The 15,665-nt window shown below is 71.8% G+C and carries 20 protein-coding genes and 1 tRNA gene; 5 read left to right on the forward strand and 16 right to left on the reverse strand.

The features are described from left to right. The first annotated feature begins 356 nt into the window (after window positions 1-356). A tRNA-Gly gene (locus K7787_RS30315) sits at window positions 357-427 on the forward strand. Between the two features lie 69 nt (window positions 428-496). Here K7787_RS30315 and K7787_RS30320 read toward each other — a convergent pair. The 12 genes from K7787_RS30320 to K7787_RS30375 form a co-directional block, all read right to left on the reverse strand. Further along, a complete protein-coding gene (locus K7787_RS30320) occupies window positions 497-1,642 on the reverse strand; it encodes a tyrosine-type recombinase/integrase (protein WP_223003602.1) in 1,146 nt (381 codons plus the stop codon). Next, entirely contained in the window at window positions 1,642-1,854 is a 213-nt protein-coding gene (locus K7787_RS30325; RefSeq protein ID WP_164389249.1) for an excisionase family DNA-binding protein, read from the reverse strand. The genes K7787_RS30320 and K7787_RS30325 overlap by 1 nt, the downstream gene beginning before the upstream one ends. Next, a complete protein-coding gene (repSA, locus tag K7787_RS30330) occupies window positions 1,847-3,241 on the reverse strand; it encodes a replication initiator protein RepSA (protein ID WP_223003603.1) in 1,395 nt (464 codons plus the stop codon). The genes K7787_RS30325 and repSA overlap by 8 nt, the downstream gene beginning before the upstream one ends. Beyond that, window positions 3,238-3,903, reverse strand: a complete 666-nt coding sequence (locus tag K7787_RS30335) for a class I SAM-dependent methyltransferase (protein ID WP_223003604.1) — start codon at window positions 3,901-3,903, stop codon at window positions 3,238-3,240. Before K7787_RS30335 ends, repSA begins: the two co-directional genes overlap by 4 nt. Beyond that, window positions 3,900-4,070, reverse strand: coding sequence for a hypothetical protein (locus K7787_RS30340; RefSeq protein ID WP_223003605.1), 171 nt, complete (start codon window positions 4,068-4,070; stop codon window positions 3,900-3,902). Before K7787_RS30340 ends, K7787_RS30335 begins: the two co-directional genes overlap by 4 nt. A 5-nt stretch (window positions 4,071-4,075) precedes the next feature. Beyond that, window positions 4,076-4,255: a TMEM106 family protein gene (locus K7787_RS30345; protein WP_223003606.1), complete on the reverse strand. Its 180-nt coding sequence runs from the start codon at window positions 4,253-4,255 to the stop codon at window positions 4,076-4,078. 95 nt (window positions 4,256-4,350) lie between these two features. Then, complete coding sequence (locus K7787_RS30350) at window positions 4,351-4,662, reverse strand: SpdD protein (RefSeq protein WP_223003607.1); 312 nt, start codon at window positions 4,660-4,662, stop codon at window positions 4,351-4,353. A 17-nt stretch (window positions 4,663-4,679) separates the two neighbouring features. Further along, window positions 4,680-4,865, reverse strand: a complete 186-nt coding sequence (locus K7787_RS30355) for a mobile element transfer protein (protein WP_164329340.1) — start codon at window positions 4,863-4,865, stop codon at window positions 4,680-4,682. Between the two features lie 18 nt (window positions 4,866-4,883). Continuing rightward, the gene (locus tag K7787_RS30360) at window positions 4,884-5,567 is read right to left on the reverse strand and encodes a DUF2637 domain-containing protein (protein ID WP_223003613.1); all 684 of its coding nucleotides are present in this window, start codon (window positions 5,565-5,567) and stop codon (window positions 4,884-4,886) included. Between the two features lie 5 nt (window positions 5,568-5,572). Then, a complete protein-coding gene (locus K7787_RS30365) occupies window positions 5,573-5,752 on the reverse strand; it encodes a hypothetical protein (RefSeq protein WP_223003608.1) in 180 nt (59 codons plus the stop codon). Window positions 5,753-5,767: 15 nt separating this feature from the next. Next, the gene (locus K7787_RS30370; protein ID WP_223003609.1) at window positions 5,768-7,108 is read right to left on the reverse strand and encodes an FtsK/SpoIIIE domain-containing protein; all 1,341 of its coding nucleotides are present in this window, start codon (window positions 7,106-7,108) and stop codon (window positions 5,768-5,770) included. Window positions 7,109-7,110: 2 nt separating this feature from the next. Continuing rightward, window positions 7,111-7,440, reverse strand: coding sequence for an SCO3933 family regulatory protein (locus K7787_RS30375; protein ID WP_223003610.1), 330 nt, complete (start codon window positions 7,438-7,440; stop codon window positions 7,111-7,113). Window positions 7,441-7,629: 189 nt separating this feature from the next. Here K7787_RS30375 and K7787_RS30380 point away from each other — a divergent pair, with 189 nt between their 5' ends. Beyond that, window positions 7,630-8,388 (forward strand): GntR family transcriptional regulator, encoded by a 759-nt coding sequence (locus K7787_RS30380; protein WP_223003611.1) that lies wholly within the window; start codon window positions 7,630-7,632, stop codon window positions 8,386-8,388. On the opposite strand, the gene K7787_RS30385 is transcribed toward K7787_RS30380, so the two are convergent. After that, window positions 8,389-8,958 (reverse strand): nuclease-related domain-containing protein, encoded by a 570-nt coding sequence (locus K7787_RS30385; protein WP_308036501.1) that lies wholly within the window; start codon window positions 8,956-8,958, stop codon window positions 8,389-8,391. Between the two features lie 731 nt (window positions 8,959-9,689). On the opposite strand from K7787_RS30385, the gene K7787_RS30390 reads away from it, so the two are divergent. Then, entirely contained in the window at window positions 9,690-9,998 is a 309-nt protein-coding gene (locus K7787_RS30390) for a hypothetical protein (RefSeq protein WP_223003612.1), read from the forward strand. Between the two features lie 254 nt (window positions 9,999-10,252). On the opposite strand, the gene K7787_RS32025 is transcribed toward K7787_RS30390, so the two are convergent. Further along, window positions 10,253-10,462: a hypothetical protein gene (locus tag K7787_RS32025; protein WP_308036502.1), complete on the reverse strand. Its 210-nt coding sequence runs from the start codon at window positions 10,460-10,462 to the stop codon at window positions 10,253-10,255. Between the two features lie 590 nt (window positions 10,463-11,052). After that, on the reverse strand, window positions 11,053-11,247 hold the full coding sequence (locus tag K7787_RS30400) for a hypothetical protein (protein ID WP_009188610.1): 195 nt from the start codon (window positions 11,245-11,247) through the stop codon (window positions 11,053-11,055). Window positions 11,248-11,734: 487 nt separating this feature from the next. On the opposite strand from K7787_RS30400, the gene K7787_RS30405 reads away from it, so the two are divergent. Beyond that, complete coding sequence (locus tag K7787_RS30405; RefSeq protein WP_372456709.1) at window positions 11,735-12,952, forward strand: acyltransferase family protein; 1,218 nt, start codon at window positions 11,735-11,737, stop codon at window positions 12,950-12,952. A 109-nt stretch (window positions 12,953-13,061) separates the two neighbouring features. Here K7787_RS30405 and K7787_RS30410 read toward each other — a convergent pair whose 3' ends face one another. Beyond that, a complete protein-coding gene (locus K7787_RS30410) occupies window positions 13,062-14,240 on the reverse strand; it encodes a PP2C family protein-serine/threonine phosphatase (RefSeq protein ID WP_009188612.1) in 1,179 nt (392 codons plus the stop codon). A gap of 163 nt (window positions 14,241-14,403) precedes the next feature. On the opposite strand from K7787_RS30410, the gene K7787_RS30415 reads away from it, so the two are divergent. Beyond that, the gene (locus tag K7787_RS30415) at window positions 14,404-15,642 is read left to right on the forward strand and encodes a GNAT family N-acetyltransferase (protein ID WP_164389272.1); all 1,239 of its coding nucleotides are present in this window, start codon (window positions 14,404-14,406) and stop codon (window positions 15,640-15,642) included. Window positions 15,643-15,665 lie beyond the last annotated feature (23 nt).

The following is a 15,665-nucleotide window of genomic DNA, read 5'->3' on the forward strand; positions in this document are numbered from 1 at the left end:
GGGGGGGGGGGGGGGGGGGGGGGGGGGGGGGGGGGGGGGGGGGGGGGGGGGGGGGGGGGGGGGGGGGGGGGGGGGGGGGGGGGGGGGGGGGGGGAAGCGGTGCCCGGTGGTGCGGGTGAGCCGGTGCCCGGCGGGGCAGGAGAGGCGGTGCCTGGCGGCGCGGGAGAGGCGGGGCCCGGCGGGGCAGGTGAGCCGGGGCCCGGCGGTGCAGGGGAGCCGGTGTCCGGCGGGGCGGGAGAGGCGGTGCCGGGCGGGGCAGGTGAGCCGGTGCGGGTGAAGGGGTGTGCGGTGAGCGCGTACGACCCGCTACGATGCCTTGTGTGCCGCGGTCACCCGACCAGCGGCGCGCTGTGTGTGCGGGCGTAGCTCAATGGTAGAGCCCCAGTCTTCCAAACTGGCTACGCGGGTTCGATTCCCGTCGCCCGCTCTGCATGACTCAGGCCCAGGTGAGGGGGTGTTTCCCGCTCCCTGGGCCTGAGTCGTTCTATGGGCCGGATCAGTCGTCCGTGCCCGCCACGTGCCCGTTCCGCCCGGCGCCCCGCTTGAACGCCTTGACGATCATCTCGTCTACGGCGTCGGCGATCTCCCGTTCCCGGTCGTAGTTGGCGTGCTGGTAGATCAGCGCCGCGCGGGCCGTGCTGTGGCCGAGGCGAGCCATCAATTCCTTGGTGCTGGCGTTCGTGCGCGAGGCGAGGGTGTTGCCGGTGTGCCGAAGATCATGGAACCGCAGCCCCTTCACGCCGGCGTCGGCGCAGGCCTTGTGCCACAGCCGGTTGAAGTGGTTCCGGCGCGGCGTGGCCTTCTTCGCCCCGACGAACACGCGACCGTCAGCGCCGCTTTCCGCGAACACCTTCATGTGGGTGATGAGCAGCGGCAGCACCGAGGCCGGCACGGCGACCAACCGCTTACCGGCCGCGCTCTTGGGCGCCTTGTAGACCCGCTGGCCGCTGGTGAGTTCGGAGACAGCGCCGCGCACCCGGATCATGCCGTGCTCAAGGTCGATGTCGGACCGGTGCAGCGCGACCAGCTCACCCCAGCGCAGCCCGCAGAACGCGGCGAGCAGGACGAGCACCTTGTACCGGGGCTGAATCCTGTCCGCGATCGCGAAGACCTCGGGGATGCTCGCCGTGGGCCGCTCCGGGGTGACCACGGTGCCGCCGTTCTTGATCTGGCACGGGTTGCGGCGGATCAGGTCGTCTTGGACGGCGGTCCCCATGACCGTGCGGAGCAGGGCGTACGCCTTGGCGACCGTGGACGGGCCGACGCCGGCATCGAGGCGCGCCCGGCGCCAGGTCCGTACGGCGGCCGGGGTGATGTCGGCGAGCGCCATCGCTCCGAAGGTGGGCGCCAGGTGCAGGCGGAGCAGCGAGGCGTACAGCTCGGCCGTCCGGGGCGCGAGCGGTCGTTCCTTCACCCAGGCAGCCGCGTAGTCCCCGAAGGGCACGTTCCCGGCGTCGGGGTCACGCCAGTCCCTTTGTCGCAGCTCGGACTGCCGGTCGGCCAGCCAGTCATCCGCCTCGCGCTTGGTGCGGAACGTCTCCGGGGCCGGGCGGTCGACACCGTCCGGGCCACGGTAGCGAGCCTGGTACCGGCCGGACGGAAGCTTGCGGACCCGGCCGAACTGTCGGCGCTTGCCGGCCATCAGGCAGCCACCCCCCGAAGGCGAGCAGCCCGCCGGCGCGGCTCCACCGTGTTGGCGGAGATGAAGTCCCGTACGGCGCTCTCCGGGATGCGGACGTGCCGCCCGACCTTGACGTACGTGATCCGCCGTTCCTCGATCAGACGCCGCGGAAAGCGGACGGTGGTGCCGAGGATCTCGGCAACCTGATCAACGCTGAGGTACCGCTCATTCATGGTCGTCCCCTCCCTGGTGACGCGGGTCCGCGAGTTCTTCGCGGGCGGTTTCGCGGTTGAGTTGGATCTCTCTGCGGGTGTTGGCAGCGAGCCAGGATTCGCCGGGGGTGTGGCCGTGGCCGGCATAGACCCAGTGGGCGAGGGTGAGGGTGGTCGCTTCCTCGTCGTCCGGGTCGGGCAGGCCGAGGGCTTCGCGTTGCTGTGCGGCGCGGTAGTCGGCGCGGGTCTGGCGCAGGGCGCCGAGGGTGGTGGAGTAGCGGCGGGACTTGGTGGAGAAGTGGCCGCGGAAGCCGAGCATGTGCGCCCAGTCCCGTAACTTCCGGTCCGGGTAGAGCGGGTGCAGGTCGAGGCACGCGGCGATGAGCCGGGCCGGGTGGTCGGGCACCTCGAGCAGGGCCAAGGCCTCTTTGTTGCCGATGCGGCGGTCTACGGTGCCGGTGGTCTCGGCGGCTTTGGTGGCGTACTTGGCGACGTAGGAGGCCACAGCCTGTTCGGTGATCTCGGAGCTGTCGCCGAAGGCGCGGATCGGGCGTACGTCGAGCTGGGTGCCCCACCGCAGGTTGCGGGCTGGCTGGTCACCGGCCGGGGGCACGTCGACCGCGACGCGGGCGGCAGCGGCGTGGATCGAGTCGGTGAGCAGGTCGAGGGTGGCCCAGGCCGGCGGGGGGCTGACGGGTCCCTCGGGGCCGTCGAAGCGGATGACGGCGTGGAAGTGGACGGCTCCGCGTTTCTGGTACTCGGCGACCTTGCCGAAGGAGACCCGCGACTGTTCCCGGGCGGCCTTCTGGGTGAGGCCGGCGCGCTTGGCGATCTCGCGGCGCAGGTAGATCGTGAAGTAGCGCCACAGGTCGGAGGCGTGGTTGTTCCACAGCACCGCGCCCGCGTAGTCGTAGCTGTCGGGGTCGAGCGGAGTCCCCAGCTCGGGTGCGTCTTCGGGGTGGCGGGTGCCGCAGCGGCAGGGCCGGTTGCCGGGCCGGTTGTGGACCGGGCCGAACGACGGGGCGGTGAGGGTGGCGAAGACCCGCGGGTGGTCCCGGATGGTGCCGGGGGTGCCTTTGGCGGGGTCGCCGACGAGGCCGGCGCGGATGAGGTGGTAGGTGTCGCCGGCGTAGGTCCAGGCGCAGGCGGGGCAGCGGGAGGCCCGCCGGTTGCCGCACGCGAGTCGCAGAACGCCGCCGGGTTCGGTGTCGGTCGAGTAGGAGTGCAGGACGTGCCCGGTGATCGCGTCGCGGGTGACGGTGGAGCCCTGGAGGCGGATCGGGTCGGTGCATCCGCCCGTGCGGCGGATCTGGTCCTGGATACGGTCGAAGCCGGGGGACCCGGCCAGCCTCAGCAGATCGTTGAGGGTGGCCGGGTCCAGGCCCGCCGTGGTGGCGGTGTCGGTCACGCGGCGACCCCCAGCAGGGAGGCGTACAGGGCGTGGCCGATGTGTTCGGTGTAGGCGGGCGGGATGCACTCGCGGATGCCGTCGCGGTTCATCCACGGGACGCGCAGGTCGGTGCGGGCTTCCTGGACGCCGGAGAAGTTGCCGACGTAATGGGCGAAGGTTCCGGCGGCACGGGGGCGGCCCATCTTGGTCAGAGGCGCGGTGTGGCGGCGGTGGCGGGGCGGGGTGAAGGTGAAGCCGCCGCCGGTCTCGAAGAGGCGGTGCCGGTAGGTGCGCATCCCGAACACGGCCGCGCACAGGGTGACCGGGTTGCGCAGTTCGGGGGCGGCTTCTTCCACGTTCTCGATGGCCCAGGGCCGTCCGGTGGCTTGCAGTGCGGCCCGGACCGGGGCGATGAGGTCGGGGTGGTCGCGGTGCTGGATGCGCTGGGCGAGGGTGTAGCGCTGGCACGGCGGCGAGGCGTGGATGAAGTCGAACCCGGCGCCGTGCTCGCGCACGTACTCGATGGCGTCGGCCTGGATGAAGGCGAAGGGGTAGCGGGGCTGCGGGACGAGGTCGACGCCGGTCACGTCGAAGCCGGCGAGGTGGTAGCCCATGCTCGCACCGCCCTGGCAGCAGAACAGGTCGAGCACCCGCAGGCCGTTGGGGAGGGCGGTGTTCACCGGTCGTCCTCCTTGGCGGGGTGGGCGTCGGTCCACGCTTCGGCGCACACCTTGTGGACGGGCTTGCCGGTGTCGGAGCGCAGCGGGGTGGGCTTGGTGCACAGGACGCAGGGCTTGTCGCCGCTGTGGTCGAAGTGCTCGGGCGAGCGCCAGTCGAGGAGGGCCACGGCGGTCACCGCCCGGCGTGGGCGAGGCCGGCGGCGGGGACGCAGCCGGTGCCCTGGCAGGTCGGGCAGGTGACGCGGAGGGTGGCGCGGGTGCCGTCGCGGTGGTGGGTGCCGGTGGTGATGGCGACGGCGGCGAAGCCGTCGCAGTCGCGGCAGACGCGCGCGGTCTTGGCGTGCTGGGGCATGATGGGGCTTCCCTTTCGGGTCCGTTGGATCTGATGAGGGGTCCAGGCGCCCGGAGCGGCGGAAGTTTGGCGACCGAGGCCGCTCCGGGGGCCGTTCAGCGGTGCTTGTGCAGGTCCTTGGCGAGCGAGCGCAGGACGACCGCGCACACGGCGACCGAGACGCCGGTGATCGCGACCGCGAGGAGCAGGGAGACCAGGACCGCGCCGACGACCAAAACCACGGCGGTGCCGCCGCCGACGAGGGCGAGCGCGGTACCGGGGGTGAGCTGGACGGTGGGCCGGTTCGAGGCCGGGGCCACCGGGACCGGGGCAGAGGCGGGGACCGGGGCCGGGGCGTGGTCGGTCGTGGAGGCCGGGACCGGAACGGCGGGCGCGGTGTCCGGGGGCGGGTACTTCGGGGTGAACACGGGATCTTCTCCTTCTGTCAGGCGGTGCAGCGGTGGGTGCGGGCGGCCAGTTCGGCGGCGGAGCGGTCGCGGTGGTCGGTGGAGAAGCCGCAGCCGGGGGCGGTGCAGGCGGCGGTGTGCCGGGTCTGGCCACGGCCGTTGTTGTAGGTGCCGACCTTGACCGGGCCGATGCGGATCACGTTGTAGAAGCGGTTCGGACGCACGGCGGACTCCGTTTCTGATCAGGTGAGTTGGAGTTGAGCGGCGATGGCTTCGCAGGTGGGGGCGGGCAGGCCGAGCCGGGCGGTGAGCGCGTCGGCGGTGATCGGCTCGCCCGTGTCGCGGCGGTGCGCATCGGCGATCGAGCGGGCGTGGTCGAGCAGCGCCGGCGGAACGGCCGGGGTGTCGGCGGGCGGCTTGGGCGGTGCCGCAGTCAGTTCCGCCGCCGGGACGGGAGCCGGGGCCGCCGGTTCGAGGGTGTCGGTGCGGTGCATCTCGACTTCCGGCGCCGGTTCCTCGTCTGTCTCATCCTGCTCCGGCTCGGACGCGGCCGAGGCAGCCGGGGCGGGTCCGGGGGTGTGGACGAGGAGGGTTCCGCCGAGGAAGGCGAGGGCGGGCCACCCGGCGACCAGGATGCGCAGCCAGGCCGGCACGTCGTGCAGGTCGAGGAGACCGGCGGTGGCGACGTTCGCGCCGAGTGAGGCGGTGAGCGCGATGGTGAACCAGGTCCAGGAGGAGCGGTCCCGGCCGGCGCGGAGCCGACGCCAGGCGGCGACCAGCAGCAGGTCTACGGAGACCGGGTAGGCCCACGCCTTCCATCCGGATTGTCCGGCCGCCGCCGCGAGGTCGTGCAGGTGGGCGAAGGACAACGCCCCGGCGATCACGGCTTGGATCAGGACGGCATCAGGGCGGATCGAGCGGTTCACGGCGATCACGCCCCGTCCGCAGGTGCTTCGCCGGTGCCCAGGCAGGCCAGGCACAGGGCGGCTTGCCGATCATCGGTGACGCGGCCCTTCCGGGCGCCGACGCGGACGGTTTCGCTGGTCTCGCCCTTGCCGTCGCAGTCGGGGCAGGGCACCGGCTTCGGCTTGGCGTTCTTACGCGTGGCCATGACGTGTCCCCCCTTTCAGTCCGTGACCGGCAGCGGCTTGACCAGCGACGGACCGGCGACCGGTGCGTCCGCGGGCACGAGCGGGCGGAACGGGGCGAGCGCGGGAAGGTCGGGGACGAGGTGGGCGTACCGGCGGCAGAGCGCCGCTGCCTCCGCGCGGGAGGTGTGCGGGGTGCGGATCTTCGTCCAGCCCCCGGAGGAGTCGGCGGCGACCGCCGTTCCGGGACGCTCCGCCGGGATCAGGCCGGCGGCCATGACCGCGTCCGGGGCTATGTCGGCGAGCCCCATCTCGGCGGTCTGCTTGTCGTTGACCCGGTGCACAACGCGGCCGGTGAGCTGGGCGCGGAGCATGGTCGCGCCCCTGCCCAGCTCGGAGCCGAAGCGCTGCCCGCACACCTCCAGGTAGATCCCGACCGCGCGGGCCATCTGCGCGAGCCGGATCAACGCGGTGACGATCCGCTCCCGGCGTTCCTCGTCCTTCTTGGAGGAGATCAGGAACAGTTCCGCCACCTCGTCCACCAGGACGACCACTGGCACCGGCCGTAACCGTTCGGACAGGTCCCACATGTCCGAGACGCCGTGCGCACTCAGCAGGTCGAACCGCTCGCCCATCTCCCCGACCAGCACGTCCAGCAGGGCGGCGGCTTCGTCGGGGGTGGTGACCAGGGCCGACAGACGGGGCGCGTAGGCGGACTGCTCCACGCCGCGCTTGCAGTCGATCCCGACCAGCGCCACCGGCAGCGCGGCCAGACCCTTGATCAGGTTGCGTTGGTAGACGGACTTGCCCGAGTTGTTCGCGCCCAGCGTCAGTGCCATGGGCACCTTGCGGTAGTCGCGGACGAACGCGGTCCCGTCCTCGCGCAGCGCCACCGGAACGGCCAGACCCTCCGGGCGAGCCGTGCGGGGCATCCGGACGCGGCGCAGCACGTCATAGCCGGTCATGCGGAGCTGCACGTATCCCGGCTTGGTCTCGGCGATCGTGACGGAGTGGACGCCCCAGGCGTGCCGCAGCCGCTCCGAGGCGGCCACCAGGTCGGCCGGTTCCAGGCCGGCGGGAAGCCGCAGCGTCACCCGCATCCCCGTCGACGTGCCCTGCACCCGGCGGATCTTCGGCGGGACCGGCAGCACCTCACGCCGGGCCACGTTCCGTGTCAGGAACGCCCGCACGCGGGAGGGCTGCACGGTCAGCCCGCACACGTCCATCGTGGACCGGTAGGTGATCGTGAACCGGCCCCAGGTGACCGGCAGTCCGACCAGCGACCAGTACACGCGCGGCGCGCGGACCTTCGCATATCCGAGACCGCCGGCCCCCGCGAGGGCTCCCGTGGTCTCCAGCACCATGGCCAGGTCACTCATGGTCAGGCCGCCGCAGTGATCGCGACCGCGCGGAACGCGATGCCGTGCCGCTTCTGCCCGTTGAACTCATTCTCCCAGTCCCGCGCCTTGAGGCCCACGACCTTCACCGGCATGCCCGGCGCCAGACCCTCCGGGAAGCCCGTCTCCGGAATGGTGACCTGGTAGAGGTTGCCCTCCCCCTCGTCCGAGATCAGTAGGCCCACCGTCGACAGCGGCGCCCCGGTCTCCCGGTCCATCGCACGCTCACCCGTCTTCGCGTTGGCCAGCTTCGGCGTCGGCGCGGTCGCCACGAACACCACAGCGGTCGAAAGGTCGATCTTGAACGACGGCATAGCTGTCCCCTCATCCCTGAGGCCGCTCCCTTGTGAGCAACCTCTCTAGAGATGACTCCATGGAACAGCGCATCTCTAGAGATGTCAACACGTCTCTAGAGATGTTTCGGCTTGGCTACCGGGGCGAGCTGTGAGTTGTGTCGGCCGACATAATCGATAAAGGTGTCTAGAGAAGAGAGGAGGGATCACATGGCCACCCAGGGCAGCGGACGCCAGCCGAAGTACCAGCGGATCGCGGAGGAGCTGAGGGAAGCGATCCAGGCCGGCGAGTACGGCCCCGGTGATCGGCTACCAGGAGAGAACGACCTCATGGCCACGTACGAGGTGGCCCGCATGACTGCCCGGCAGGCGCTCGGTGTGCTCCAGAACGAGGGTCTTGCCGAGTCCCGCAAGGGCGCCGGCGTGTTCGTCCGCGCCTTCAAGCCGCTCAGGCGGCGAGGCATTCAGCGGTTGTCCCGCGATCAGTGGGGTTCGGGACGGTCCATCTGGTCGGCGGACATCGAGGACCGCACCTTGGTGGTCGACCAGGTGCAGGTCTACGAGGCGGCATCACCCGAACGGATCAGTCAGGTCCTCGACATCGAATCCGATGCCGCAGTGTGCGTACGCAGTCGCCGCTTCGTCTTGGACGACAAGCCCGTCCTGCTGTCCACGTCCTACCTGCCGGCGGATCTGGTAGCGGGTTCGGCAATCACCCAGGAGGACACCGGCCCCGGCGGGACGTACGCACGGCTGGCCGAGCTTGGCTACAAGCCTGTGCACTTCCGCGAGGAGATCCGGTCCCGGATGCCGTCGCAGGAGGAGGCAAGCCGCCTCCAGCTCTCCATGGGTACGCCCGTGATCCTGATTTGCCGCACGGCGTTCGCCGACGAGGGGCGCCCGGTCGAGGTGAACGAGATGACTCTCGACTCCGCCGCCTACGTGCTGGAGTATGACTTCGACGCCTGATCAGCCGATCCAGGTCCGGGCATCCCGCGCCACGCTGTAGATGTGCGCGACCTGGTCAGGCGGGAGCGTAGGCGACAGCCCCGACAGGACCCGGCCGAGGTGTTCGACCGCCAGAACGAGCACCGGCGGGTTCGCGCCCTTGACCGTGAGCTTTGCCGCGTGCACGACGGAGATCACGGGGCGGACGGGAACCTCGACCCCACAACGGGCGGACAAGGTCCGCGAGATCCGCCGGGCTTCGGAGTGACTGACCGCGATGTGGCGGGTCGGGGAGCCGTTCACCGTGACGGCAGTGTCGCCGTACCAGACAGTCTTCCCTCGGTGCCGCTTGGAGTTGATGGAGAAGACGCCGGCGGGGCCGATGGCAAGGTGATCGATGTCCGCGCCGCTCGGCCACTGGATGGCGTGGAGGGCGAACCAGCCACGGCGGCGAAGCTTGCTCAACTGCCGTCCAGTGAGACGTTCACCGACGAGCCCGTCCGTCCAATGACGGAGATCCGAACCGGGGCGCCGACAGTCGATCAGTCTCAGCACCGGGTTCGGCTGCAACTCCCGGATCTTGCGGCGCACCGCGTCGCCCGGCCTGTTCCGTGCCAAGTCATCCGGTAACGGCTGCACCCTGCCCCCTCGCGCGTGCCCTCTGATCCCAGACCACCACGGAGGCGTGAGCAGCGCCAAGGCCCGTATCGGCCATGAGCTGTTACAGGTTTCTCTACCTCATCAAGCCCCGGCTGCGCTCCGCTCCGCCGGGCGCGCTCCTGGCTCCGCTCCGCCGCCGCTCCTGCCTTCGGCCCGCTCCGGCGGGCTGCGCCAACGCGCGCCCACGTGAGAGGCCGGGGCGATGGGTGATCACCGTACGCATGCCACGGTCAGAACGATGCCTCCGGCGGGGGATCGGCCGGCACCGGGATGGAGGGGGCGCCGTCGCCGACTGCGGGTCCGTAGAGGGCGTGCGTGGGGTGCTTCCATCCCGACCACCGTCGACCCAGGCAGAGCCGAGCAGACGCGGCCCAGGGCGTCCAGGTCGTTCGTACAGTGGCGCGCTCCACCTGGACGCCCTGAACCACGCCCGCTCCACGGTGTGTGGGTCGACGGCGGACGGGATGGAAGCCGGGGTGAGTGGTGGGTCGGAGCTGGTGGCGAGCCGTCAGCTTTCACAGATGGTGGGGCACAGCACAACCCATGTGCGCTACGATTCCGCCTAGTTGTAACTAGGCAACGCCAACTAGCCGCATGCGCGAACCCGTCAAAGTTAGGCGCACTACGGCTAAGGCGTGGCCAACAGACGCCATGGAGGCAACATGAAGAAGGAACCCCAAGGTCAGCCCACCGGACCCTCTAACGCATGGCAATGCAATGCGTTAGTTGGTACGAGACATTACAGCGGCATCATGCACGCATGCAAGCCCGTCATGCACGCGTGCAAGCCCGTCGTGCACGCGTGCACGCTCGACATGCACGCCAACACGCTCGACATGCACGCATGCACGCCCGTCGAGCAAAGTTGCACGTACACCAAGACCGCGAAAGCGACGCAGATCCTGCAACTGATTTCGACGGTGGTAGCTCTGCTGCTGATGGTCGCCCCCCTGGTCAGCAGGTTGGGGTAGCAGCGGCAGACCGTGCCCTTGGCGTGCCCGCCAGACAAGGGGCGGGCGGGGAGCAACGGGGAGTCACAGGCCGAGACGCAGGAAACAGCAGATCAGCAATTCCCCAGCTCGGCGACAACCCGCGTACGCGGTCTTCCAAACTGGCTACGCGGGTTCGATTCCCGTCGCCCGCTCTGTGCGGCTCAGGGCCGGGTCGGAGGTTCGTTCCTCCGACCCGGCCCTGAGTGCTTTCCGGGGTCGGGTGGGGGCAAGGCTCAGGCGGTGGGCGGCGTCGTCGGGCGGACCGGCGAGGCGACGACTCCGTAGGCGCGGTCGCCGAGCGTGAACTCTCCGAGCGGCGTCATGCCGAAGCCGTCCACGTGGACGCGCCAGGACGCCTGGTTGGTCAGCTCGATGAAGGCGACCAGCACCTCGGCCCGGCCCGAGGCCGCCCGGAGTGCCGCGTCGAACAGTCCCCGGGCCACTCCCCTCCCCCGATAACCGGCGGCGACGACCACGGGCCCGTAGAGCAGGAAGGGGACGGAACTCAGGGGGCGTCCGCGCCACCGCAGGGAGTCCCGCGCGTCCAGCAGGGCCCGGACCGGCGGGGGGGCTGGAGATCTTCTCCGGGGCGGCCAGACCGAGCAGGCCCGCCACGCGCCCGTCGTCGTCCGCTACGAGCAGGCTTCCGTCCTCGGCCATCGAACGCACCGCGTCGACGTCGAGCCCGCCCTGCACGAAACCCTGTTCCGCGCGCTCCCGCGGCGTGAGCGCGTCGTGGTGGTTGGCCGCGAAGAGGTCGGCCACGGCCCGGGCGTCGGCGGCGACGGCATGTCGGTAGTCCATGGCGTCGATCCTGCCGGGCGGGACCCGCCCGGGCCACCGTGCACGCCCCGCCGGCCGGCAGGGGCCCCGGGACCGGACCGGAGGGCATCCGGTCCCCGGCGCCGCGCCGCCGTCCGCGTCGCTCCGCGGGCTCGGCTCGGCTCGCTCGTGGCCGGACGGCGCGGCCCGCTCGTGGCCGGACGGGCGGGCCGCGGCGGGAAGCTGCGGGGTCGGGGTGGGCGCGGGTGGGTCAGAACCTGATCTGGTTGATCGTGTCCGCTATCGAGTTCATGAAGCGGTTGATCGACGGGGCCATGCCGGTGGAGGCCAGGAAGAAGCCGAACAGGACGGCCACGATGGCCGGACCGGCCTTGATGGAGCCTCCTCGGAGCAACACCACCAGGATGATCGCCAACAGCAGCACCACGGACAGTGAAATGGCCACAACTGATCACACCCTCGGTCGGTACGCACTCCCGCCCGGGGGCCGGCCCCGCGCCCCCGCTGGAACCATGGTGCCACCAACCCGGCCCACTTATGCGGGCGCTGACGCATCATCGGCGCCGGTTCACGTCCCGGACCGCATCCGCCCCGGCCCGTCCGCGCCTCTGCGGGGGTGCGCCGTACGGGAATTCGGCGTACGTGCGCGCCACGCCCGGGCGGCGGTCCGGCGCTTTTCGTTTCGAGGTCCGCACAACACGTTCGCAGGGATTTCGAATAACGGGACGCGGGCGGTGCGGGACGGCGCAACTCGTCGTGATGAATCCGGACATCGAGGGCGTTGATGTTGTGCACGGACGCCGGTCGCGGTGTGTCCGTCCTCACGCGACGGTCACAATTCCCCTGCCGAATACCGGGTATGCGCGGTGCCGGGCGGGGATCGGCGGGCGGTGTTCCGGGCAGCCCCGCCAGGCGGCGCTAGGGTGCCTCAGATGTTCCACGCTGTCTCGTCCCCCGGCCAGAACAGAACACCCCTCCCCCCGGTGCGGCCACCGGCCTCCGGAATGCCCGCCCCGCACAGACCCCGCGAAAGCGGCGGCGGCCCCGGAAAACGGCGCGACCCGTTCTTCGACAATGCCAAGTACCTGGCGATCGTGCTCGTGGCCATCGGCCATTCCTGGGCGACGATCGCGAACGGCAACCGCGAGCTGTCGGCGGCGTACGACGTCGTCTACGTCTTTCACATGCCGGCGTTCATCATCATCTCCGGCTTCTTCTCCCGTGATGTCGACGCGCGTCCGGACCGGCTCAAGCGGCTGATCACCCAAGTCGCCGTGCCGTACGTCATCTTCGAGACCGCGTATTCACTCTTTCGTATTCATGTCGGTCACTCCGGCGACCACGCCATCAGTCTGCTCACGCCCTGGTACCTCACCTGGTTCCTGTGCGCCCTGTTCGTCTGGCGGCTGACCGCGCCCCTGTGGCGGCTGGTGCGGCATCCGCTGCCGGTCGCCCTCGGTCTCGCCGCGCTCGCCTCCCTCACCCCGGGGATGGGCGCCGTCCTGGAGCTGCAGCGCGTCCTGCAGTTCCTGCCGTGCTTCGTACTGGGGATGTGCCTGCGGCCCGAGCACTTCCGGCTGGTGCGCCGCCGCTCGGTGCGGATCGCGGCGGCGCCGGTGTTCGCGGCGGCCCTCGCGCTCGCGTGGTGGAGCGAGCCGCGGGTGACCTCGGCGTGGGTCTACCGCAACGGCGCCGCACAGGACCTGGGCGCGCCCTGGTGGGCCGGGCCGGTCATGGTGCTGGTGATGTTCGCCGGCGCGGTCGTGCTGACCGCCTGCTTCTTCGCCTGGGTGCCGGGCCGGCGTACCTGGTTCACCGCGCTCGGCACGGGCACGCTGTGCGGCTATCTGCTGCACGGCTTCCTGATCAAGGCCGCCCTGTACGCGGGCTGGCTCGACGCGGCCTGGTTGCACGGGACGCCCGGCGCGCTGCTCGTGACCGGCGTCGCGGCGGCCGGAATGACCCTGCTGTGCACCGGGCCCGTACGGCGGCTGTTCCGGGGCGTGATGGAGCCGCGGATGGAGTGGGCCTTCCGCCGCGAGGCCGTCGCCGCGGCGGCCGGGGAGCGCGGGCGCGGCGAGGGGCTCGGCAATGGTCACGGCGCCGAGACCGGGACGGCGGCTGTGCCGGTGGCGGCTTCGGTGCACTGAAGCGGCGACGCCCGCTGGGGGGGGGCAGCCCCGGCGGGCGCCCTCGCTCGGACGGGCCGGGCGCGGACGTCCCGGTCGCTGGGGCGCGGTGGCCCGTCGGGCCCGCGTGTCAGTGGGGCGCCGTGGCCGTCGGGCCCTCACGGCAGATCAGCAGCAGGGCCCGGTCGTCGTTGACGTCCTTGGCGACGGCCTCGATCAGATGCCAGGCCGCCCCGTGGAAGCCGCCGGCGACATAGCGGTCGGCCTCGCCGGTGAGGCGGTCGATGCCCTCGGCGATGTCCCGGTCGGACGTCTCCACCAGACCGTCGGTGAACAGCATCAGCACGTCGCCCGGCCGCAGCGAGCCCTTGACCGAGTCGAACTGCGCGCCGTCGTACACCCCGAGGAGCGGGCCCTCGGCGGCCTTCTCCTCCCAGCGGCCGGTGCCCGCGCTGAGCTGGAGGCCCGGCGGATGGCCCGCGGAGTACAGCTCGTAGTCGCCGGAGTCCAGGTCCAGGACCAGGTGGATGGAGGTCGCGAAGCCCTCCTCCCAGTCCTGGCGCAGCAGATAGCCGTTGGCGGCCGGCAGGAAGGCGTGCGGCGGCAGGCTGCCGAGCAGTCCGCCGAACGCCCCGGACAGCAGCAGCGCCCGCGAGCCGGCGTCCATGCCCTTGCCGGACACGTCGGTGAGGACGACTTCCAGGGTGCGGCCACCGTTGGTGCGGGCCGCGACCACGAAGTCGCCGGAGAAGGACTGGCCGCCGGCCGGGCGCAGCGCCATCTCGTGGTGCCAGCCGCTGGGCAGTTGCGGGAGCTTGCTCTGTACCCGGATGCGTTCGCGCAGGTCGAACAGCATGGTGCCGCCGCGCCGCCAGGGCACGCCGACGCGGCTGCGGAACTGGGCGATCAGCAGCCCGAAGAAGCCGCAGGCGGCGACCACCAGCACCACGCCGGGGGTGACCCGGGAGGGGCCCTCGGTGTACGGGCCGAGCCGCACCGACTCCACGATCAGCGCCGTGGCCGCCGCCGCGTACAGGCCGAGCAGGCTGGCCGGGCGCAGCAGCAGTCCGCCGGCGACGATGGGCAGCACCAGCGCGACCGGCGAGAACCACACGGAGTCGACGAGGGTCAGCGCCGCGATCAGCGGCACCGTCACCAGCAGTCCGGCGAACGCGATCCAGTCCGAGCCGTCGCCGCGGAAGTAGTCGACGGCGGATCTGCGCACGCCGACGCGGGCCCGGTGCCACTGCATCTTCAACCGGGCCGTGAACGTCTCGGCTTCCGCGCGCCGCTGTCGTCCTGCTGCCATTAGTTCGGGACCCTATCCAGCGGACCCGCCGCTTGGCACGGGAGGTCCGACTTATCCCCCGTCCGGGGCCGGACTTCACAGTGAACTCCATGGAACGGCGGGGCGCTGCGGGCGGGGCGAAATTCGTTCGCCCGCCCTGTGCGGCCCTGGTAGGCATGGGCGCATGGCGACTGAACCCGCGCCCGTGACGAGGGTGCTGCGACAGGACGAGTGGGACACCTGGCACGACCACCTGATCCGCGCGTTCGGCGGCACGGTGGCGCCGGAGGAGCGGGAGCTGGACCGCTCCCTCACCGAGTTCGACCGCTTCCTGGGCGTCTGGGACGGGGAGGCGTGCGTGGGGTCGGCGGGGGCGTTCGGCTTCCGGCTGACCGTGCCCGGCGGCTCCCTGGTGCCGGCGGCCGGCGTCACGATGGTCGGCGTGGCCGCCACGCACCGGCGGCGCGGGGTGCTGACCTCGCTGATGCGGCGGCAGTTGGACGACGTACGGTCCTGGGGCGAGCCGCTGGCCCTGCTGACCGCCTCCGAGCCCGCCATCTACGGCCGGTTCGGGTACGGCGCGGCGACCTTCCAGCTCGACGCCGAGATCGACACGACCCGGGCGGGGCTGTCCGTCCCGGCCGGCACGGACGGCGTACGTCTGCGGTACGCGGCGCCCGCCGAGGTGCTCGACGCGTGCGAGGCGGTGTACGCGCGCCTGGTGCCGGCCCGGCCGGGGATGCTGGCCCGGCAGCCGGGCTGGGAGCGGCAGGCGCTGACCGACCCGGAGAGCGAGCGGGACGGCGCGTCGCCGCTGCAGTGCGTGGTGGCCGAACGGGACGGCGAGGTCACCGGGTACGCCCGCTACCGGACCAAGCTCGGCTGGGGCCCCGGCGGGCACGACGGGACGGTGACGCTGGACGATCTGGCCGCGCTCGACCCGGCGACCGACGCGGCGCTGTGGCGGTTCCTGTTCGGCATCGACCTGATGTCCACGCTGACGGTGCGGGGGCGGCCGGTGGACGACGCCTGGCAGTACCTGGTCTCCGACATCCGGCGGTGCCGGCCCCGGGTGCGCGACGCGTTGTACGTGCGGCTGGTGGACGTCGGGGCGGCGCTGGCCGCGCGGACCTACCAGGCGCCGGTGGACGTGGTGCTGGAGGTCGAGGACGCCTTCTGCCCCTGGAACGCCGGGCGGTGGCGGCTGAGCGGGGACGTGAAGGGCGCGGTGTGCGAGCGGACGTCCGATCCCGCGGAGCTGGCGCTGTCGGTACGGGAGCTGGGGGCGGCGTATCTCGGCGGGGTGCCGCTGGCGGGGCTGGCGGCGGCCGGGCGGGTGCGGGAGGTGCGGCGCGGGGCGCTCGCGGAGGCGGCGGTGGGGTTCGGGTCCGCGGTGGCGCCGTGGCTGCCGCACGGGTTCTAGGGGGGCGGTCGGCCTGCGGGGGC

The sequence above is a fragment of the Streptomyces sennicomposti genome (assembly GCF_019890635.1).
Lineage (GTDB): Bacteria > Actinomycetota > Actinomycetes > Streptomycetales > Streptomycetaceae > Streptomyces > Streptomyces sennicomposti.

What these genes read in the sequence shown, in the direction of transcription:
- K7787_RS30320 (WP_223003602.1), bottom strand. Translation starts at nt 1,642, where the DNA reads ATGGCCGGCAAGCGCCGACAGTTCGGCCGGGTCCGCAAGCTTCCGTCC.
- K7787_RS30325 (WP_164389249.1), bottom strand. Translation starts at nt 1,854, where the DNA reads ATGAATGAGCGGTACCTCAGCGTTGATCAGGTTGCCGAGATCCTCGGC.
- K7787_RS30345 (WP_223003606.1), bottom strand. Translation starts at nt 4,255, where the DNA reads ATGCCCCAGCACGCCAAGACCGCGCGCGTCTGCCGCGACTGCGACGGC.
- K7787_RS30365 (WP_223003608.1), bottom strand. Translation starts at nt 5,752, where the DNA reads ATGGCCACGCGTAAGAACGCCAAGCCGAAGCCGGTGCCCTGCCCCGAC.
- K7787_RS30370 (WP_223003609.1), bottom strand. Translation starts at nt 7,108, where the DNA reads ATGAGTGACCTGGCCATGGTGCTGGAGACCACGGGAGCCCTCGCGGGG.
- K7787_RS30375 (WP_223003610.1), bottom strand. Translation starts at nt 7,440, where the DNA reads ATGCCGTCGTTCAAGATCGACCTTTCGACCGCTGTGGTGTTCGTGGCG.
- K7787_RS30380 (WP_223003611.1), top strand. Translation starts at nt 7,630, where the DNA reads ATGGCCACCCAGGGCAGCGGACGCCAGCCGAAGTACCAGCGGATCGCG.
- K7787_RS30390 (WP_223003612.1), top strand. Translation starts at nt 9,690, where the DNA reads ATGAAGAAGGAACCCCAAGGTCAGCCCACCGGACCCTCTAACGCATGG.
- K7787_RS30405 (WP_372456709.1), top strand. Translation starts at nt 11,735, where the DNA reads ATGTTCCACGCTGTCTCGTCCCCCGGCCAGAACAGAACACCCCTCCCC.
- K7787_RS30410 (WP_009188612.1), bottom strand. Translation starts at nt 14,240, where the DNA reads ATGGCAGCAGGACGACAGCGGCGCGCGGAAGCCGAGACGTTCACGGCC.
- K7787_RS30415 (WP_164389272.1), top strand. Translation starts at nt 14,404, where the DNA reads ATGGCGACTGAACCCGCGCCCGTGACGAGGGTGCTGCGACAGGACGAG.